The sequence below is a fragment of the Flavobacterium sp. WC2509 genome, from assembly GCF_052683105.1.
Window position 1 is genome coordinate 3,359,940 of the sequence record NZ_JBQZFG010000001.1, and the last position, 18,295, is coordinate 3,378,234.

Consider the following 18,295-nt stretch of genomic DNA (forward strand, 5'->3'; position numbering starts at 1 on the left):
TACAACAAATCTGTGACTTGAAAACAGATAATAATTAACTAAAATTAAAATAATATGAAAACAATTAAAATTAAAAACCTTTTAGCAGTTGCGCTAATTTCAGTTTCATTATTCTCATGTAGTGACGATAATGGAGGTGATGATACTATTGAAGGAAGTAAATACGTAATAGGATATCAAACAGATACATGGAATGCAAATTATATGTGGAGTTTTGATTCGCTAGATGAGTTTATGACTGGTACTATTGATATGACAGTAAAAGGAATTGAACAAGGAGGTTCTTATGTTCCTGTTGCCAATACAATGTTTGCTCTTAATGCCGAAGACGTTGAAGGTGCAGCTCCTTTTTACCTGAATAGTGCTAGCCAATTAACAGCAGGAAATCGTGTTTTTATTGAATCTTCTTATGCTTATGGAGTTACTGATGATGATAAAGTAATAAACATTGGAGCTTCTTGGGACGGAACATCCACAAATAATGAATTGATGGTTTATGATCCATCAAAACAGGCAATTACTGCTCGTAAGTTTGACGATTTTAGTACAGCTGCTGGGCGTTTTGACTTTCCTACAGCAGTAACGGTAAGTAATGGAAAGGTTTATGTATCTGTATTTAATAGAGACAAAGATTGGAATATGGATCAGAAAAATGCATACATAAGAATATATGATTATCCATCTTTAACTTTTGTTAAAAGAATCGAAGATACCCGTACAACAGCAGCAGGAATGTATTATACAGGAACAGGTATTGTTCGTACTGATTCTGGGAATGTTTATACTTTTTCTTCAAATGCTTTAGCTGGTGGATATGAAACATTAGAAACGACAAAAAAATCAGGAATTCTTCGTATCAATAAAGGTACAACAGTGTTTGATTCTTCTTATTTCTTTGATATTGAAGCTAGTGCTCTTAAAGGTAAAGTGTTATCAGCATATCCAGTTGGTGGAGAAAAAGTATTTGTCAATTATATTCCAGAAGGAGCTGATGACATATTGTGGGGATTCTTATTTACTAACTACAAATTCAAATCTGCAATTATAGACTTAGCAGCTAAAACGATTACACCAGTAACAGGTTTGCCAGATCACGGAGGTGATTATTATTTTGGAGTAGGAAGTATGTATTTTGAAGATGGAAACGCTTATAAAGCATTCAAAACAAAAGATGAAGTTCGTATATATAGAATAAATATAGCAACTGGAGTTGCAACAGCTGGTGCCAAAGTAACAGGTGGAGGAACAGATATTTCGGCTATTACTCAATTATCGCCAAAGCAATAATTTAAGTTTTTTTATAACCATATAATCATTGCTTTTATAGCTTTGATTATGTGGTTTTTTTTTGAGTACGAATGATTTATTATACTAAACATAAATATAATTTAGCCTAAATCCAGTAATAGGAATAAATTTCACTAAGGCGTGCAAAGAAAGCTCCGTAGGAGCGACCTGAAATATACAAATACAGGTCGCCCATATGGAGCTTAATTATTGAGACAAATTGCTGTACTATAAATAATTAACTTCTATGAGGTTTTGATAGATGTGCAATATATGTAAATCACGATTTAGTAAAATGAATTCGAAGTTGAGTCTAATGGCTAATGCGATCTAATGTTAGTCTCCATTTGAAATTCATAGAAGAGATTACCAACAAAAAAAATATTTGATAGCCAGTCTGCCAGTTACAGGATTTATAATTTGGTATAATCGAAAATGGGGAAAGAAGAAAGTGAAATTTTAAAAGAAATAAAACGGACCAACTATTTTTGATTACCATATTAAAACAAATAACCTCTAGTGAAAGCTAGAGGTTATTTGTTTTAATGTGTATTGTTGTTATTTATCTGTATTACTTTTTTTGGGTTTCAAAGCCACATAAAGACTGATAGAAGCCAAAACAATCCAAAAAGTATCTATAAAAAAGGAATGAAATTCGTTGTTATAAGTAATCCAAAACCAATTTCCAGTAACGATTCCGTTTACAATTGGAATCATAAAACCAAGAATACTTCCCGAAAGCAGGCAATATTTATTAGTAAAAGCATCATTTCTTTTTACAATAAAAAAGATACTTAATAATAGCCAACTCACAAAATAAACGGTATAAATGCCTGATTGACTTAGAGGATAAAATTGTTTACAAATAATAAAAGTAAGAGCCGTTACTGGATACATACTCAAGCAAATTGCTAAATAGATGCGAACTACTCTACGGTTAAAACGCCTTTTCTTTTCAGGCATGTTCTTTTTATCACGAGCAACCAGCCAAATCATAACCCCAGAAATAATGACAAAACAGGTAATGATTCCCAATATAAAACTAATTATTTTCAAGGCATAACCTCCATAATCGCCAAAATGAATTCGGTATAAAACGCTTTTCACACCATCTAAATAGGTATTTTGAGTATATGGGTCTTTTTGTTTTACTAATTTCCCAGTCGCAACATTATAAACTAATTCACCATTGCCTGTAAATTTTTGGTTAGTAGATAACTGTCCTCCAACTGTAAGGTGCATATTTGTATCGCCATAATTTTCAATTTTGACTTCTGTCACTTCAAAATCTTTCCATTTGGTTTTTGCTTCGTTAACTAGTTCGTCAATACGATAAGGTGATTTTAAAGGAGTGTTTTTATACTCATAAGGTGCAGAATTGTATTCTAAATCTTTGTATAATTTGTCCTGATCGCCATTGTAAAAAGTAGATAATATTGGTGCAAGAAGTACTAATTTAATCATAAAAAAAGCACCAGTAACAGCATATACAAATTGAAAAGGTAAACCTAAGATGCCTAATGAAGTATGTGCATCTGTCCACATTGTTTTTAATTTTTCTTTCGGTCTAAAAAGATAAAAGTTAGATACTATTTTTTGCCAATGCAACAATACTCCTGTTACTATTGCAAATAGAAAAAACAAAGCCACAAATCCAGAAAGGTAATAACCAACAGGGTAGGGGATTTGGGCTAAAAAATGAAGTCGATACAGGAATTCACCCAAAGAATACGATTCTTCATAAGTAGTTGTTTTGTACGTTTGGTTGTCTAATTTAAAGTACAGACTTTCTTTATCTTCTTTGGATGCCAAGCTGTCTTTTGAACCTTCCAGAGAAACACTTATTTTTCTAGAATTATTTTGATGCCAAAATGATATAGTGCGGGCGTGCAAATTATTTTTTTTGCCTATAGAATCTAATATAGTTTCTGTGTTTAATGTAACTTCCTTATTGATTATTATGGATTCATTTCGTTCCCAACTATTGATTTCTTCTTTAAAAAAGGAAAAAGATCCAGCAAAGAAAATCACATAAAGCACCACGCTTATTACGATACCGCTAACCGTATGGGTATGAAAATAAATATTATAGTTTCTGTTATTCATAAAAGTTAGTGACTAATTATAGGTTTTACCTAAATAAACAATAAGAGCAAAAAATAAAGTCAGTAGTAAATAAATACCCCAAATTTTCCAACCGTTTTTTGCCAAAAAAGCAACAATCATCAAAGCTACCCAGAGTATAAAACCACTAAAGGCCATTGTGATAATTATAGTTACTTGGTCTAACCAAGCAGCAAGAGCCAAATGAAAACTTACCGAAACTAAATAGCCACCCAGTATTGCGGCGGTTATTTTGGCAAAACGTTGCGTTTTGGATTGCGTTAAATATTTAGGATTTGCAGGCATATTTATAAGTAAACAAATGATTTAAGAGTAATAAATTTCTAAAAATTCTATTATGATAAAAAGTAATAAGATGGTTTTTAGAGGTATGATTTGCAAAGGTTTTAAGATGACTATTAAACTACCAATAGTCATTAATGCTATAACAAATAATAGTGTTCCAACACCAAAGGCAGTAATGAAAACCCATAAAAGATAGGATGTTACTAATAATGATATCCCTATGATTTTGGTTGAATTTGGGTTTCTTTGCAGCCATTTTTCAAAACCAAGATTATAAGTTAATGGAACTCGTTTGGAAGTATAATACAAAGTATAGAATGCAAAAAATAGAATACTATTAGCTATGGTTATCATAATTGATTTGATTTTTTATAATACTATTAAAAGGCATTCAGTTTTAGGTTAATATCTTTTAATAGTAAAATGTAGTGTTGAATATCTAATAGAAATTATTTTACGGCAATAAAATAAGTGGCCATTTTCCAGATTTCATTGTATTTTTTGCCGTTGTATTCACCCTCACTTTTTTCTGTATAAGCAAATTCAACCATATAATTTCCAGACCAAAGCGGTGTAAAGGATATTTCGCCATTTTCATTACTCCATAATTCTTTTTCCCAGCCATTTGGAGCAATAACTTTCATTTTTTGGCTCTTTGCAATTTTAGCATCATATAAAGCATTTACAGTTATTTTTCCGTTTTTCTTTGCTGCTGTGATCTCTTTGGAAAATAAACTGATTATGTTTGTATTTGCGGTTGCTTCATTTCCTTTTGATGGATTTCCAACTGTAACGGTGGCACTTGAATTGTAATCTAATTTCATTGTTCCATAAACATCCTTTACAGTATGGTGCATGGTTACTGTGTAAACACCTTCTTCATCTGGAATGAATGAAGCTTGGTATTTATCTTCTAAAGCTGTTGAGGTTAATTTGATTTCTTTTTTGGAAGGAGTAATCAATACTAACGAAAAGTCTTTTATATCCGAAAACCATTTGGCAGTTTTGGTAATGTCTTTGTCTGAAAATTCACCGAAATAAATATCGATTTTTTGTGCTTTTCCTTTAGTTCCAATTGCTTTAGTTTCAATCCAAAGTGCGTGTGCGAATGTTGAAGCACTGAATAATAGTGTTAGTATTACGAATAATACTTTTTGTAATGAGTTTGATTTCATGGCTTTTAATTTATTTGATATAATTGTTCTTTATAAAAAAACAAACAATTATTCCGTATTTATTTACTTGTTAATTTGTTTGCTGTATTAAAAATAAAACTCCGCACCGAAATGGGGAGTTTGAATTTAGTTGATCGTAATTAAAATAATTTAGAACTTATAACTTACAGTTAGTCTTGCATTTGTTCCAGCTTCTGCTTGCCAGTAGTACATGTCAGTATAGCTGTAATATCCACCTGAATACAGGTATTTGTTAAGTATATTATTAACAATAAGATTTATGTATACTTTCTTGATTTGATAAGAAACTCCACCATCTAAACGGAAATAATCAGGTAGCGAAGTCGTGTTATCAGGTGAAATGTACCAAGGAGCTCTGTCTACTTGATATTGATATCCTAATGAAAGACCCAATCCGTTCAGTAATCCGTTATCTATTTTATAATTTAGCCAAGTGTTTTGAATATGTTTACTACTTCCCGGAATTTGATTTCCGACCATATTTGGGTCAGTATCTTTGGTGATTTTTCCTTCTGTGAAAGCATAATTTACAACAACATCTAAGTTTTTAAAGATTTCTCCTCTAATGTCAACTTCAAAACCTTTTACTTTTTGTTGACCGTCTTCTTTGCTAAATTGTTTAGCAGGTGTAGAATGCTCAGCATCTAATGTAAGGACATTGTCTGTTGTAATTTGGTAGGCAGCAAGTGTTGAATTCCATTTTCCGTTTAGCCAGTCTCTTTTGAAACCTAATTCTAAATTTGTTCCGGTTTGAGGATTAAAACTTTTCCCTTGCCAATCGCTTCCGTAATTTTCTGTAAAAGACTCATCTCTTACAAAATAGGCTGATGTGTTTTTGTCAATAGAATAACTCAATCCAATTCGAGGCGTGAATTTTTCGTTTTTTGAACCACCAGAATATACATCACCAGCTTTTAGAACAGTATATCTTCCTGCCAATGTTAAACGAAGGTCATTATCTAAGAACCCTAACTCATCCTGCGCATAAAAACCTTTATAGTTATTATAATATTTTACGCCTCTGTCTTTGATGTCTTTGCTTCTGTCAAATTTTGGTGATTCTGCGATACCATGTACTGGATTATAAATGTCTAAATCAGGTAAAGTAAAAGATTGTGACCAATCATGATAGTAGGTTTTATCACTCAGATCTAATCCAGACAATATTTTATGTGAAACAGATCCAGTTTGAGCCTGACCATTTACATAAGCTTGTCCAACATATATTTTTCCTAAAATATCCCAGTTTCCACCAGCTCTTTTAAGGATTGCATCATTTGTATCATCAAAACCACCTGGCCATAATGACATTCCTTCTTGTTCGTAATTTAAGTAGGAACCTTGGGCCGTAATTTTCCATTTGTCATTAAAATTATGTTCGAAAATACCCAAAAGACTTCTTTCCAGCATTTGTGTAGGATCTAATTCTTTTTCTGATGTAGTAAAGCTTCTTGGTAATTCTTCGTAACCATTTTTGGCATAAACATAGTTACTACCAATAGCATTTACTTTTGAAAATTGTTGTGTATATTCTAATGTTGCTGAAGTTTTATCAGAAAATAAATATTTTAAAACAGGTGCAAAAGTATAACGATCATTAAAGTCAAAATCACGATAACTGTCTTTCTTTTCTCCCATTGCATTGAAACGATACAAAAGTTTTCCGTCTTTAGTTAATTTTCCATCTAAATCCAATGTACCTCTGTACATGCCATAACTACCTAAAGATAAACTTGCCTCACCTTTGTTTCTTCCGCTTGGTTTTTTAGTTACCACATTATAAAAACCACTTGGATTTCCGTTTGATAACATAAATCCTGCAGGACCTTTTACAAATTCAATACGTTCTACCATACTCATATCTTCCGTCAACGGGCCCCAAGTTGTACTTACGTTCATACCATTTCTAAAAGCAGCAACTTGACTACCTCTCATAGTAATGTTAGCATAATTATCCCAATGCTCTACCCTTGTAGCACCACTAACGTTGCGGGTTACACCTTCAAGCATATTATTAATTTGTTGATCTTGAATAAGTTTTCCAGTTACAATTTGTATGTTTTGTGGAATCTCTATAATAGGAGATTGTAAGCGAAGTGAAGAAGAAACACGGTTGGTTTTAAAAGCACTTTTATTACTCAAAACGACTACTTGGTTCAATTGATTATTGGAGAGTGACAAATTGATGTCAACAGTTGCAGTTTCACCAGCCACTATGGTTACTTTTTGTTGAACATCACTATTACCAACCAATGTAAGTATTAAAGTATAGTTGCCAGCAGGTAGGTTTTTGATAGTATAAAAACCATTATTATCAGCGATGGTTGTTCTGTTTAATTCTTTAACGGTAACCGAAACTCCTTCTGCGGGTTTGTTATCACTAGTTTGAACGGTTCCTTTTAGGCTTCCTTTAGTTTGTGCAAAAGTGGTAGCTGTGAAAAGAATTAAGAGAAATAAGAATAATTTAAATTTGGATAATTGTTGATTCAAATATTTCATAGGTAAAGTGTAAATTTTTTTAATTTTACTGTTATTATTTAGAACAAATAAGAATAGTGCAAATGTAAAAATTTAACTTTATTTTACGGTATTTATTTAGATTAATTACAAATAAAATAATTAAGTCAATGATTTAGGGCATTTTAGAGCATAAAAAAACTTGCTGTTTTTAGGCAAGGTAAAATTTTTATAAGACAAAGATTGTTATTTAGCTATTGAGTCTTTTTTCATCCCGAATTTTTCGGAGCTTGGTTTCCCTAATTGTACTCCAGATATCGATGCGACAAGGCTATCTTTGGTAATTCGGGTATAGCTTATTTTTTGTGGATAATCGTGTTTTGGATTTTCAAAAACCAATTGTTTTTCGGTTTTTGTTGTGAGTTTAAAGGCGACTGCTTTATTTTCGTTTTGACCTTTTACAGTAGCATTATAAAAAAGTTCTTCTCCTTTTTGCTGTAATGTTATGGATTCAAAATGTAAAGTATCCTTTCCTTTGACGAAAAAGGATTCTCCTTTGAAAGTACTATCGTTAAGCTGTTTCCAACTCTCGGAAAGATCACCATCAGCGGTTTTGGTTTCCCATTTTCCAAGTAACCAGTTGGCTGATTTTATTTGATCTTTCTCGGTTGCTTCAGTGTTTTTACATGAAACAATAGCTAACAAAAGCAGTATAAAGGTTGTTTTTTGAAACATAGGAGTGGTTATTTGATATTGTTTGAAATGCTAAATTATGAAAAAATCATTTAAAAATTATGTATATTAATTGTCATGGAAAGATAACCGCAAAGTGCGCAAAGAATTATGGAAAGTTTACAAAGCTTTGCGTGCCTTGCGCTTCCTTAGTGGACTTTGCGGTTAAATTTTAAGATGTAGATTCTTTGTTGAAATTTGTGGCTAAAAAACTAGATACTTTCATTTAATATAGAATGAACCAGTTCCTTAGTTGGTTTTTGATCTTTCAGTTTTTCTCTAACGACATCAAAAGTGACTTTAAAATCACAACCCAATTTATAGTCGCCACAACCGTAAGCTGTTTTTCCTTTTAGCACCGTTCCTTTTTTGCATTTCGGACAGGTCAATGAATCGGATGTTGTTTTCTCCGTTTTCTCAACGGTTTTCTTTGGTTCTAATATGAGTTTAAAATTTTCATCAAAACGGAGCAAGCCTTCTACAGTACCCTCATCGGTTTTGAAGTCCTTTAGATTTACAGTAGATCCTTTTTGAAGTAATCGCAAGTATTGATTCTCTGATATTTTTTTCTCCGCAAAAGTATAGGGCAATAGAAAATCGCAGCCTGATTTATATTCACTGCATCCGTAAGCCGATTTCCCTTTTATTAAGTTTCCTTTTTTACATTTCGGGCAAACTTCTGCCAAAATTCCTGCTGCTTTCTTTTTCTCAACCGTAGCCTCTTGTTTTTGAATGCTTCCCTCATGCGAAATATTAGCACGTCTGGTTTCGCTTCGTACTTCATATACTAAAGCTTCAACCATCTGTTTCATGTTTTTGATAAATGATCCAGCGGTAAATGTTCCTTTTTCAATGTCCTTCAACTGCTTTTCCCAGGAACCCGTCAATTCGGCCGATTTGATTAATTCATTTTGAATGGTATCAATCAGTTGAATTCCCGTTGGCGTTGGCAAAACCTGTTTTTTGTTTCGAATGATGTATTGGCGTTTGAAAAGAGTTTCTATAATATTAGCTCGGGTTGATGGACGGCCAATACCGTTTTCTTTCATTAATTCACGTAAATCTTCATCATCGACTTGCTTGCCGGCAGTTTCCATGGCACGCAATAAAGTCGCTTCCGTAAACTGATTGGGAGGTTTGGTTTCCTTTTCTAAAAACGAAGGTACGTGCGGTCCTTTTTCGCCAACAACAAAACTTGCTAATATATCGGCTTCTTTTTCTTTGGCATTTGGATCTTCAAAAACAACTCGAAATCCTTTTTTCAAGATTTCTTTTCCGGTGGTTTTAAATAGTACATCGGCTGCTTTTCCGATTACTGTAGTATTAGCAACCAAACAATCATCATAAAAGACAGCAATAAAACGCTTTACAATAATATCATATACTTGTTGCTGATTGTATTGCAAATTAGATTGTACACCTGTTGGAATAATAGCGTGGTGATCGGTTACCTTTTTATCATTAAAAACCTTAGGTGATTTTTTAATCTTTTTTTCTAAAAGAGGCTGCGTCAACTCAGAATAATTAGTCAGCTTTTGTAGAATTCCAGGAACTTTTGGATAAATATCGTTTGGTAAAAATGTGGTATCGACTCTAGGATAAGTGACTACTTTTTGTTCGTATAAAGTCTGGACAATTTTGAGCGTTTCATCTGCTGAAAAGCCAAATTTTTGATTGCAATATACCTGTAAACCTGTTAGGTCAAACAGTTTTGGAGCATACTCATTACCGTTCTTTTTTTCGACAGAAACAATTTCGAATTCACTTTCTTTAACTTTATTAGCCAAAATTTCGCCATCTTCCTTATTCAGAAAACGTCCTTCTTCATAGCTAAAAAGCGTTTCTCTGTATAAAGTCTGTAACTCCCAATAAGGTTGAGGTTTGAAATTCTCAATTTCTTTAAATCGATCCACCACCATTGCTAGGGTTGGGGTTTGTACCCGACCAATAGACAAAACCTGTTTATATCCACCATGTTTTACGGTGTACAAACGGGTAGCGTTCATACCGAGTAACCAGTCGCCAATGGCTCTGGAAAATCCGGCGTAGTATAAATTATCGTAGTTGGCAGATGGTTTTAGGTTTTGAAACCCCTCTTTGATGGCTTCGGTGGTAAGGGAAGAAATCCATAAGCGTTGTACTTCGCCTTTATAATTGGCTTCGTTCATTACCCAACGCTGAATGAGTTCTCCTTCCTGCCCGGCATCCCCGCAGTTGATGACCAATTCTGCTTTGTCAAATAAACCTTTTACAATTCTAAACTGCTTTTGAATACCCGAATTTTGTACCACTTTGGTTTCAAATTTTTCAGGAAGCATAGGCAGATTGTTCAAATCCCAACTTTTCCAATTGGGTTTATAATCGTTAGGTTCTTTTAAGGTACATAAATGCCCAAAGGTATAAGTGACCTGATAGCCATTGCCTTCGAAATACCCATCGTGTTTGGTATTGGCTCCCAAAACGGATGCGATTTCGCGTGCTACACTTGGTTTTTCGGCAATACAGACCTTCATTTTTTCCTTTTGATTTGAGGGCGCAAATTAGGAATTTTGAAATTGGTATTGAAAAGAAATTTGAAGATTGTGGGTTTAGTTGCTAAGCAACTAAGGCTCTAAGATTCTAAGATTTTTAATCTTACAAAAATGTAGAGACACAAAGTTCACAACCGATTCCTTTGCGTCTCTGTGAAGAAAATTATAGTTAGCTTAATGACATTTGCTAGGGTAGCATTCGTTTGCTAATTCGCCGAAACTAACTTTCTGTCCGCAGGTCTGAAATACCAAGACAGAATTATAAAAATGGTCTGAAAAAGAGGTCCGAATATTGCTTTCCCAGCGTCGCCCATAAATAGATGTGATACTAGTGCACCAGTCATTAAAAAAAAGAAACCCGCATAAGCCCATTCTTTTACTAATTTAAAATTTGGAACTAAAATAGCTATTACACCAAGAATTTTCCACACACCAATGATGTACATAAAATATAAAGGATAGCCAACGTGTGTAATTAATTCGTTCATTTCTTTTACATGCAGCACTTGAGATATACCGCTTCCTAACATTCCAAAACTCAATAGGGCAGTAGAAATCCAATAAATTATTTTGTTTGTCTTTGTCATTTGATGTTATTTTAAATTAGTTACTATTTCTTGTAAACGGTTATGTGCCATGTTGATGCCTTGCTTGAATGGCAATTTGAGCATTTGATCTCGAACAGCAACACTTTCAAAAATGGTGTGAATGTTTATTTTGCTTGTGTTGTCAGTTATTTTTTCAAATTGATGAATTTCAAGCTGCACTCCAAAAGAGGCTGTTTCCATTTCAAAGGTTCGTGTGATTTTTTGATTAGGAATAAAATCATGAATTACGCCATTGGCACGAAACACGACATTTCCCTGATACAATGTTTCAAATTGATAGCTGCCATGTTTTTTATTGTCAAATTTTAGCACATTTGTTCCCATCCATTGTGCAACAAGATCTGGTTCTGAATAGGCTTTGAAAAGCAATTCTAATGGTAAATCAAATTCTCTTGTTATTGTTAAATCCTGTTTGCCTTCCTCGGCATTGATTTTTGTTTTTGCCTCCATATTATTTATTCTTTTGATTTGTATTCTTTCATGATTGCTTCTAATTTATTGAATCTATCATCCCACAATTTTCGAAAGGGTTCAATAAAAACATCGACTTCTTTCATTTTTTGGGGATTTATTTGATAATATATTTCTCTTCCGTTTTGTTCTTTTTTTAATAATTCGCATTCGGTAAGTATTTGCAGGTGCTTTGAAACTGTGGGTCTTGCAGTATCAAAGTTTGAAGCTATTGCGCCTGCTGTCATCGATTGAGCAGTAACCAATAACAAAATGGATCTTCTTGTTGGGTCTGCTATGGCTTGGAAAACATCTCTTCGTAAATTCATTGTGTAGTTATTTGACTTCAAATATAAGTGTAGTTATTTAACTACGCAATTTTTTATTTAATTTTTTTTGAAAAAAGAGGTTGTATAATAAGTTGATGTTGATTTAAAAATTGATAGTGATGACTTTGATTGTGGAATTATATTGTTTCCTAAGTGTGTGTGGGCAAATCGGGGGATTTGGCAGAGAAAGGAATACTACGCCATACTAATATTAAGGCTCGCCTATCAATTTTGAAGGTGTTGCCTTTGTTTTTGATAGGCGAGCCTTTAATTTCAATAGGCTCGCCATTAGTTTTATTAGGCATCGCCTATAGTTTTGATAGGCGTGGCTATCTATTTTGAAGGTGTCGCCTTTGGTTTTGATAGGCGAGCCTTTGAATTGTTTAGGCAAGCCATAATTTTAGATAGGCGTGCCTATCGTTTTTGTAGGCGCGCCTATACTTTAAGTAGGCGACCTTTAGTTTTTGTAGGAGCTCCTATGATTTTAGTAGGAGCAGCTATGAATTTGATAGGCGTACTTATGGTTTTAGTAGGAGCTCCTATGATTTTGGTAGGAGTGCCTATTGTTTTTGTAGGAGCTCCTATACTTTTGATAGGAGTACCTATGATTTTAGTAGGAGCTCCTATGCTTTTGATAGGAGAGCCTTTAGTTTTGGCAGGTGCGACTATGGTTTGGATAGGGGGTAAATGTAGTATGGGAAATAGGTAGAACTACAGCAGGAAGTTGAGAGACTTTGAAGAGCAGAGGCACGAGCGGGACGCTCGCGTCAGCAGGGGAGATTATTGATAGTATAAAATTACTCAGCTCTGCGAAGTCTCCCGACTTCGAATTTTTTTAAATGTTGTTGTAAAACGTAAATCTACTAAAAGTCTCCTGACTTTTACCGTGAATATCTTTATAATCTAAAGCATTTTATAACTATCAATACAAATTGTATTTGGCAAAAGAGTTAGGATTTAAAACATCAACAATAGGATTGTCTGCTTTTTCTATTTTTAGTAAACCTGTGTCGTAAACATAATTACTGGCACTGGAATAAATGTATTGTGATGTTTTTTCAACAATTCCTGCGCGTACAGGATTTAGATGAATATAATCTAGTTTGGACCACATAAATTTATTGGTATAGATTTCTTCGGGGTGATTGCCATATTGCCAAAACTGATAGTTTTTGTTTCTGGAATGACTTTCGGTAGCTAATTTAAACCGTTCTAGCATCCATTCTCTTCGACTTTCTGGTTCGGTTTGAATTTTTTCTAAGATTTTGGTAGCTATAAATTTTTTGAAATCACGTATTAAATCAGAAAGATTACCATCACTGGATTGAACGATTAAATGTATGTGATTACTCATTATTACATAACCATAAAGTACCATCGCTTTGTGCTTAATGCAATAATCGAAACACTCAATAACTGTATCTCTATACGTTTTTCTCGTGAAAACATCTATCCAATCGACTACAGTTGCTGTTATAAAATGTGGCAAAGTTTGGTCTCGTATAGTATAGCCTTCTCTAGTTGCTGTTTTGTTTTCATCCATCTTGAAAGTTTATTTGAAATTAGAATATTATAGTTAGTCTAGAATTAAAATATAAATAAAAAACTACAAAATAATGATTTTGTTGTTTTTACGATGATTTTTAAAAAACATGTTGTTATAAAGGCATATGCGTTAAAAGTCGGGAGACTTTTGAGAAGTTTAAGGTTTTCAAGAACTTAAAAAAAAAAGCGAAGTCGGGAGACTTCGTAGAGCACCTACACTTCGCGGAATTTGGGTTTTTAATGCTTCAGTTGTTTTTTTGTATTTGATAATTGTATTTTTTGTGAATTAATAGTTCCAATTTCTTTAAGTAATTCTTTGGAGTTTAATTTTAAATCTGTTTTGTATTTATCCCATTCATTGAAGAAATGATTATATGAAGGATGGTTAAAGACCAAAATATTTTCTTTTATAATTGTGAATTCATTTATTGCTTTCCAAAAACTTTCAAAAAGTAAATTTGCTCCAATTTTACTTTTACCAAAAATTAAAATGGGAATATTAAACTCATTTGTAATTTTTGAGATTTCTTTAGCACAATGAATTTGGATATTATCAAATAGTTCTATACCAATATTTATCCTGATAGACTCTAATTGTTCAGTTTTTACAGTATGTATAAATGTTTTATTAAAAATGATACATTCATTATTGAAATCATCTACCAATTTATTTGACTCGAAGTGTTTTCTTAATTTTTGACCAGAAGCTCCGATAAAAAATCTATTTTCTTTCTTTTCAGTTTTTCCAGGATTATCGCCTACAATGATATATTTTAATTTTTTATAATCGTAAACTTGCTCGTTTAAGCAATATTCCACGTTTAATTTTTTAAGTTCTTCAATAAATTTTGTAATCATTTGCTTTTTTTTGGTAAAATATCAACCAACTTATGGTTATACGAAACTTAGTCTCGTAAATCTACCGATCATCTAAGTGCAGATAGGAAGGTTTTCAAATATATAAATTAACATTGAAAAACGGATAAAAATAGTTTCAAAGATAATTACTTCAAAATCCATTAATTTTGAAAACTGTAAATCTTTTTGAAAACAAAAGCCCTAGCCCTGATAGAAGCAATATCCTTTTTCTTGCTTCTTTAGCAAGGAAAAGATACAAGCGAATAGCAGGAAATAGCTCCTGAAAAATCATATAATTCGACTAATGATTCTTTAGAAAAAGACCCTAAAAAACTCAAAAAGTTAATGATAGAATTTTCAACAAAAATTTTGTAATTTTGCAGTCCAATAAAAAGGAAGATAAAGATGTTAGATAGACTTCAAATAGTAAAACAACGTTTCGATGAGATTTCGGATTTGATTATTCAGCCGGATGTGATCTCGGATCAGAAACGTTATGTGCAATTGAATCAAGAGTATAAAAATTTAAAAGCTTTGGCTGAAAAGCGTGATGAATACGTGCTTTTGATGGCAAATATCGAAGAAGCCAACGAAATTATTGCTGACGGTAGTGATGCCGATATGACGGAGATGGCCAAAATGCAATTAGACGAAGCCAAAGAAAGATTGCCGGAATTAGAGGATGAAATTAAATTCATGCTAATTCCAAAAGATCCTGAAGATGCGAAAAACGTAATGGTGGAGATTCGTGCCGGAACGGGTGGGGATGAAGCGAGTATTTTTGCAGGTGATTTATTCAGAATGTATACTAAATACTGTGAAGGACAAGGTTGGAGAACTTCGGTTGTCGATATGAACGAAGGGACTTCGGGTGGTTTCAAAGAGGTGATTTTTGAAGTTTCGGGAGAGGATGTTTACGGAACTTTGAAGTTTGAAGCGGGTGTTCACCGTGTGCAACGTGTACCGCAAACGGAAACTCAGGGACGTGTACACACCTCGGCAGCGACGGTTATGGTGCTTCCGGAAGCAGAGGAATTTGACGTTCAAATTGATATGAATGATGTTCGTGTGGATTTCTTCTGTTCGTCAGGACCTGGTGGACAATCGGTAAATACTACGAAATCGGCAGTACGTTTAACGCACATTCCGACAGGATTGGTGGCGCAATGTCAGGATCAGAAATCACAGCATAAAAATAAAGACAAAGCTTTGGGCGTTTTGCGTTCTCGTTTATATGAGCAGGAATTGGCCAAAAAACAAGCTGAAGATGCTACTAAACGTACATCACAAGTAAGTTCTGGTGACCGTTCGGCAAAGATTCGTACGTATAATTATGCTCAAGGGCGTGTGACGGATCACCGTGTTGGTTTGACTTTATACGATCTAGGAAATATCATGAATGGTGATATTCAGAAGATTGTGGACGAGTTAGCATTAGTGAATAATATGGAGAAATTAAAAGAAGCCAGCGAAGTTTTCTAAATAAAAAATACCCAAAAAGTAGTAGCACTTAATTAAAGATTAGTCTTTGTTAAGTGCTTTTTTTTGTTAATTTTGTCTTAAAATTAACAAATGACTATTAGTGTAGTCTAAAATCAAATTTATGAGTAAAAAAATACTTTTTTTAATTGTTCTGTTTTCAATTGTGAAAATTAATGCCCAATCGTACATGGGGTATATTCCAGATAATTATGCTGGAGTTCAAGGGGTACTTTTTAACCCTGCGTCTATTGTTGATTCTCGTTTCAAAGCGGATATCAATTTGTTTTCAACCAGTAGTTCATTAAACAATGATTACTATGGTGTTAATTTGTTTAAACTGCCAAGTAGTTCTTTTGATTCTGATAAAGATGCTGTTAGAACTCCTACTCAAAATAACGGTGGAATTATGTATTCTGATATTATGGGGCCTTCATTCATGTTTAATATAGCTCCAAAACATGCTATTGCAATTTACACAAGAGCAAGAGCAGTATTAAATGGAAATGAAATAAACGGTGAATTATTTGATAGATTTAAAGATGGATTTGATGATGTGGAAAGTTTTACGAATCTTAAGGTTGGAAGTCCAAATGTAGTAGGGCATACTTGGGGTGAAATTGGAGCTTCTTATGCTGCTGTTTTATGGCAAAGTAAACAACATTTCTTAAAAGGAGGTTTTACAGCTAAATATTTAGTGGGTGGAATTAATTCTTATGTAGACGGAAATGGTATTACAGCTAATTTTAATCAAACTGGTGATCTTGTATCAAGTAAGTTGACAACAACAGGAACTGTTACTGTAGCGAGTAGTCAGGATGTTATTACTGGTGATGATGACTTTAAATTTGATTCTGATTCAAAAGGATTTGGTGCTGATTTTGGTTTAGTATACGAGTGGAGACCTGATTATGATTCGTATGATGTGAATAAAGCTAAAGCTGCCGATAATAATTTTAGAGACTTAAATAAGTACAAAATACGTTTTGGTGCATCTGTTACTGATATTGGTTCTATCACGTACAAAAACATGAAGAAAGATCTATATAACATAAACGGTGAAGCTACTGCACAAGATCTTGAAGATTTTGATAACCTTGAAGATTTTTTAACTGAACATTATGGAACTCCTAAAACAACATACAGCGAATACAAATCAAAATTGCCTACAATGTTGCACGTGGATGTTGATTGGAATATCTATAAGAAATTTTATTTAAATGCAACTGGGAATCTAAGTTTAGTAGATAATAATGCTCGTAATACTACTTATTCTCAAAACACATGGATGTTGACTCCTCGTTACGAAACAAGATGGTTTACTTTTTCATTACCTATAAACTACATGGAATTCAATGGTATGCAAGTAGGTACTGGATTGCGTTTTGGTCCAGTATTTGTTGGTTCAAGTTCTTTGATTACTAATATGCTTTCTAAAGAATCTAAAGCTGCGGATGTATATTTTGGATTTAAAATTCCAGTATATGAAAAGAAATTTAAAGATACTGATGGAGATGAAGTTATAGATAAAGATGATGCTTGTCCTAAAGTTGTAGGTCCAATTGAAAATAAAGGTTGTCCTTGGCCTGATGCTGATGCTGATACTGTTGCTGATAAAGATGATGTTTGTCCTAAAGTTGCTGGTCCAGTTGAAAATAAAGGATGTCCTTGGGGAGATGCTGATAGTGATACTCTTTTAGACAACGTGGATGCATGTCCTTCTGTTGCTGGTCCAGTTGAAAACAAAGGTTGCCCTTGGCCTGATACTGATGGAGATACAGTTTTAGATAAAGATGACAAATGTCCTAACGAAAAAGGATTAGTTGAAAATGGTGGTTGTCCTATTTATGATGCAGATAAAGATGGTATTACAGATAAAGAGGATGCTTGTCCTACTGTTGCTGGACCTGCAAGTAACAAAGGTTGTCCAGAAGTAACTGCTGCAGTATTAAAAGAACTTAAAGTTCAAGCAAGAGCGGTATTCTTTGTAACTGGAAAAGCTGTTCTACAAAGTGCTGATAAAGGTCAAACTGATGGAAGATTAGATGCTATTAAAGATATTATTAAAAATTATCCTAATGCAAAATTCTCTATTGAAGGTCATACTGATAGCGTAGGAAATGCTAAAGCAAACCAAAAACTTTCTGAAGCAAGAGCAAAAGTGGTTATGGATGCATTGATTGCTAAAGGTGTTAAACCTGAAAACTTAACGTATAAAGGTTTTGGATCATCTAAACCAGTAGCTAGTAATAAAACAGCTGCAGGAAGAGCTCAAAACAGAAGAACCGAAGTAATACACGTAGGAACTGTATACGAAGGAAAATTATAATTAGTTTTTCTATTATTATAAAAAAAGAAATGAGGTCTGCAAAGACCTCATTTCTTTTTTACATTCCTTCAAAAAGAATGTGAAT

Annotated in this window: 16 protein-coding genes; 4 read left to right on the plus strand and 12 right to left on the minus strand. The window is 33.4% G+C overall.

What is annotated here, in order from left to right:
- Nucleotides 1–54: 54 nt before the first annotated feature.
- Nucleotides 55–1,287 (plus strand): DUF4374 domain-containing protein, encoded by a 1,233-nt coding sequence (locus tag ACUN3A_RS14040; protein ID WP_445551903.1) that lies wholly within the window; start codon nt 55–57, stop codon nt 1,285–1,287.
- Nucleotides 1,288–1,845: 558 nt separating this feature from the next.
- Here ACUN3A_RS14040 and ACUN3A_RS14045 read toward each other — a convergent pair.
- The 10 genes from ACUN3A_RS14045 to ACUN3A_RS14090 form a co-directional block, all read right to left on the minus strand.
- Nucleotides 1,846–3,393 (minus strand): PepSY-associated TM helix domain-containing protein, encoded by a 1,548-nt coding sequence (locus ACUN3A_RS14045; protein WP_445551904.1) that lies wholly within the window; start codon nt 3,391–3,393, stop codon nt 1,846–1,848.
- 12 nt (nt 3,394–3,405) lie between these two features.
- Nucleotides 3,406–3,696 (minus strand): hypothetical protein, encoded by a 291-nt coding sequence (locus ACUN3A_RS14050; RefSeq protein WP_445551905.1) that lies wholly within the window; start codon nt 3,694–3,696, stop codon nt 3,406–3,408.
- Between the two features lie 21 nt (nt 3,697–3,717).
- On the minus strand, nt 3,718–4,050 hold the full coding sequence (locus ACUN3A_RS14055; protein ID WP_445551906.1) for a hypothetical protein: 333 nt from the start codon (nt 4,048–4,050) through the stop codon (nt 3,718–3,720).
- Nucleotides 4,051–4,145: 95 nt separating this feature from the next.
- Nucleotides 4,146–4,871, minus strand: a complete 726-nt coding sequence (locus ACUN3A_RS14060) for a DUF4198 domain-containing protein (protein WP_445551907.1) — start codon at nt 4,869–4,871, stop codon at nt 4,146–4,148.
- 150 nt (nt 4,872–5,021) lie between these two features.
- Nucleotides 5,022–7,391: a TonB-dependent siderophore receptor gene (locus ACUN3A_RS14065; protein WP_445551908.1), complete on the minus strand. Its 2,370-nt coding sequence runs from the start codon at nt 7,389–7,391 to the stop codon at nt 5,022–5,024.
- A 204-nt stretch (nt 7,392–7,595) separates the two neighbouring features.
- On the minus strand, nt 7,596–8,084 hold the full coding sequence (locus ACUN3A_RS14070; protein WP_445551909.1) for a DUF6265 family protein: 489 nt from the start codon (nt 8,082–8,084) through the stop codon (nt 7,596–7,598).
- Between the two features lie 209 nt (nt 8,085–8,293).
- Nucleotides 8,294–10,594, minus strand: a complete 2,301-nt coding sequence (locus ACUN3A_RS14075) for a DNA topoisomerase 3 (protein WP_445551910.1) — start codon at nt 10,592–10,594, stop codon at nt 8,294–8,296.
- Between the two features lie 224 nt (nt 10,595–10,818).
- Nucleotides 10,819–11,199: a DoxX family protein gene (locus tag ACUN3A_RS14080; RefSeq protein WP_445551911.1), complete on the minus strand. Its 381-nt coding sequence runs from the start codon at nt 11,197–11,199 to the stop codon at nt 10,819–10,821.
- 6 nt (nt 11,200–11,205) lie between these two features.
- A complete protein-coding gene (locus tag ACUN3A_RS14085) occupies nt 11,206–11,670 on the minus strand; it encodes an SRPBCC family protein (protein ID WP_445551912.1) in 465 nt (154 codons plus the stop codon).
- Between the two features lie 5 nt (nt 11,671–11,675).
- Nucleotides 11,676–11,999, minus strand: a complete 324-nt coding sequence (locus tag ACUN3A_RS14090) for an ArsR/SmtB family transcription factor (RefSeq protein ID WP_445551913.1) — start codon at nt 11,997–11,999, stop codon at nt 11,676–11,678.
- Between the two features lie 478 nt (nt 12,000–12,477).
- Here ACUN3A_RS14090 and ACUN3A_RS14095 point away from each other — a divergent pair, with 478 nt between their 5' ends.
- Nucleotides 12,478–12,708 (plus strand): hypothetical protein, encoded by a 231-nt coding sequence (locus tag ACUN3A_RS14095; protein ID WP_445551914.1) that lies wholly within the window; start codon nt 12,478–12,480, stop codon nt 12,706–12,708.
- Between the two features lie 213 nt (nt 12,709–12,921).
- On the opposite strand, the gene ACUN3A_RS14100 is transcribed toward ACUN3A_RS14095, so the two are convergent.
- Both ACUN3A_RS14100 and ACUN3A_RS14105 read right to left on the minus strand, forming a co-directional pair.
- Entirely contained in the window at nt 12,922–13,542 is a 621-nt protein-coding gene (locus tag ACUN3A_RS14100; protein ID WP_445551915.1) for an REP-associated tyrosine transposase, read from the minus strand.
- A gap of 239 nt (nt 13,543–13,781) precedes the next feature.
- On the minus strand, nt 13,782–14,402 hold the full coding sequence (locus tag ACUN3A_RS14105; protein ID WP_445551916.1) for a uracil-DNA glycosylase family protein: 621 nt from the start codon (nt 14,400–14,402) through the stop codon (nt 13,782–13,784).
- Nucleotides 14,403–14,807: 405 nt separating this feature from the next.
- On the opposite strand from ACUN3A_RS14105, the gene prfA reads away from it, so the two are divergent.
- Both prfA and ACUN3A_RS14115 read left to right on the plus strand, forming a co-directional pair.
- Nucleotides 14,808–15,884: a peptide chain release factor 1 gene (prfA, locus tag ACUN3A_RS14110; RefSeq protein ID WP_445551917.1), complete on the plus strand. Its 1,077-nt coding sequence runs from the start codon at nt 14,808–14,810 to the stop codon at nt 15,882–15,884.
- Nucleotides 15,885–16,005: 121 nt separating this feature from the next.
- On the plus strand, nt 16,006–18,210 hold the full coding sequence (locus tag ACUN3A_RS14115; protein WP_445551918.1) for a DUF5723 family protein: 2,205 nt from the start codon (nt 16,006–16,008) through the stop codon (nt 18,208–18,210).
- Nucleotides 18,211–18,295: the final 85 nt, after the last annotated feature.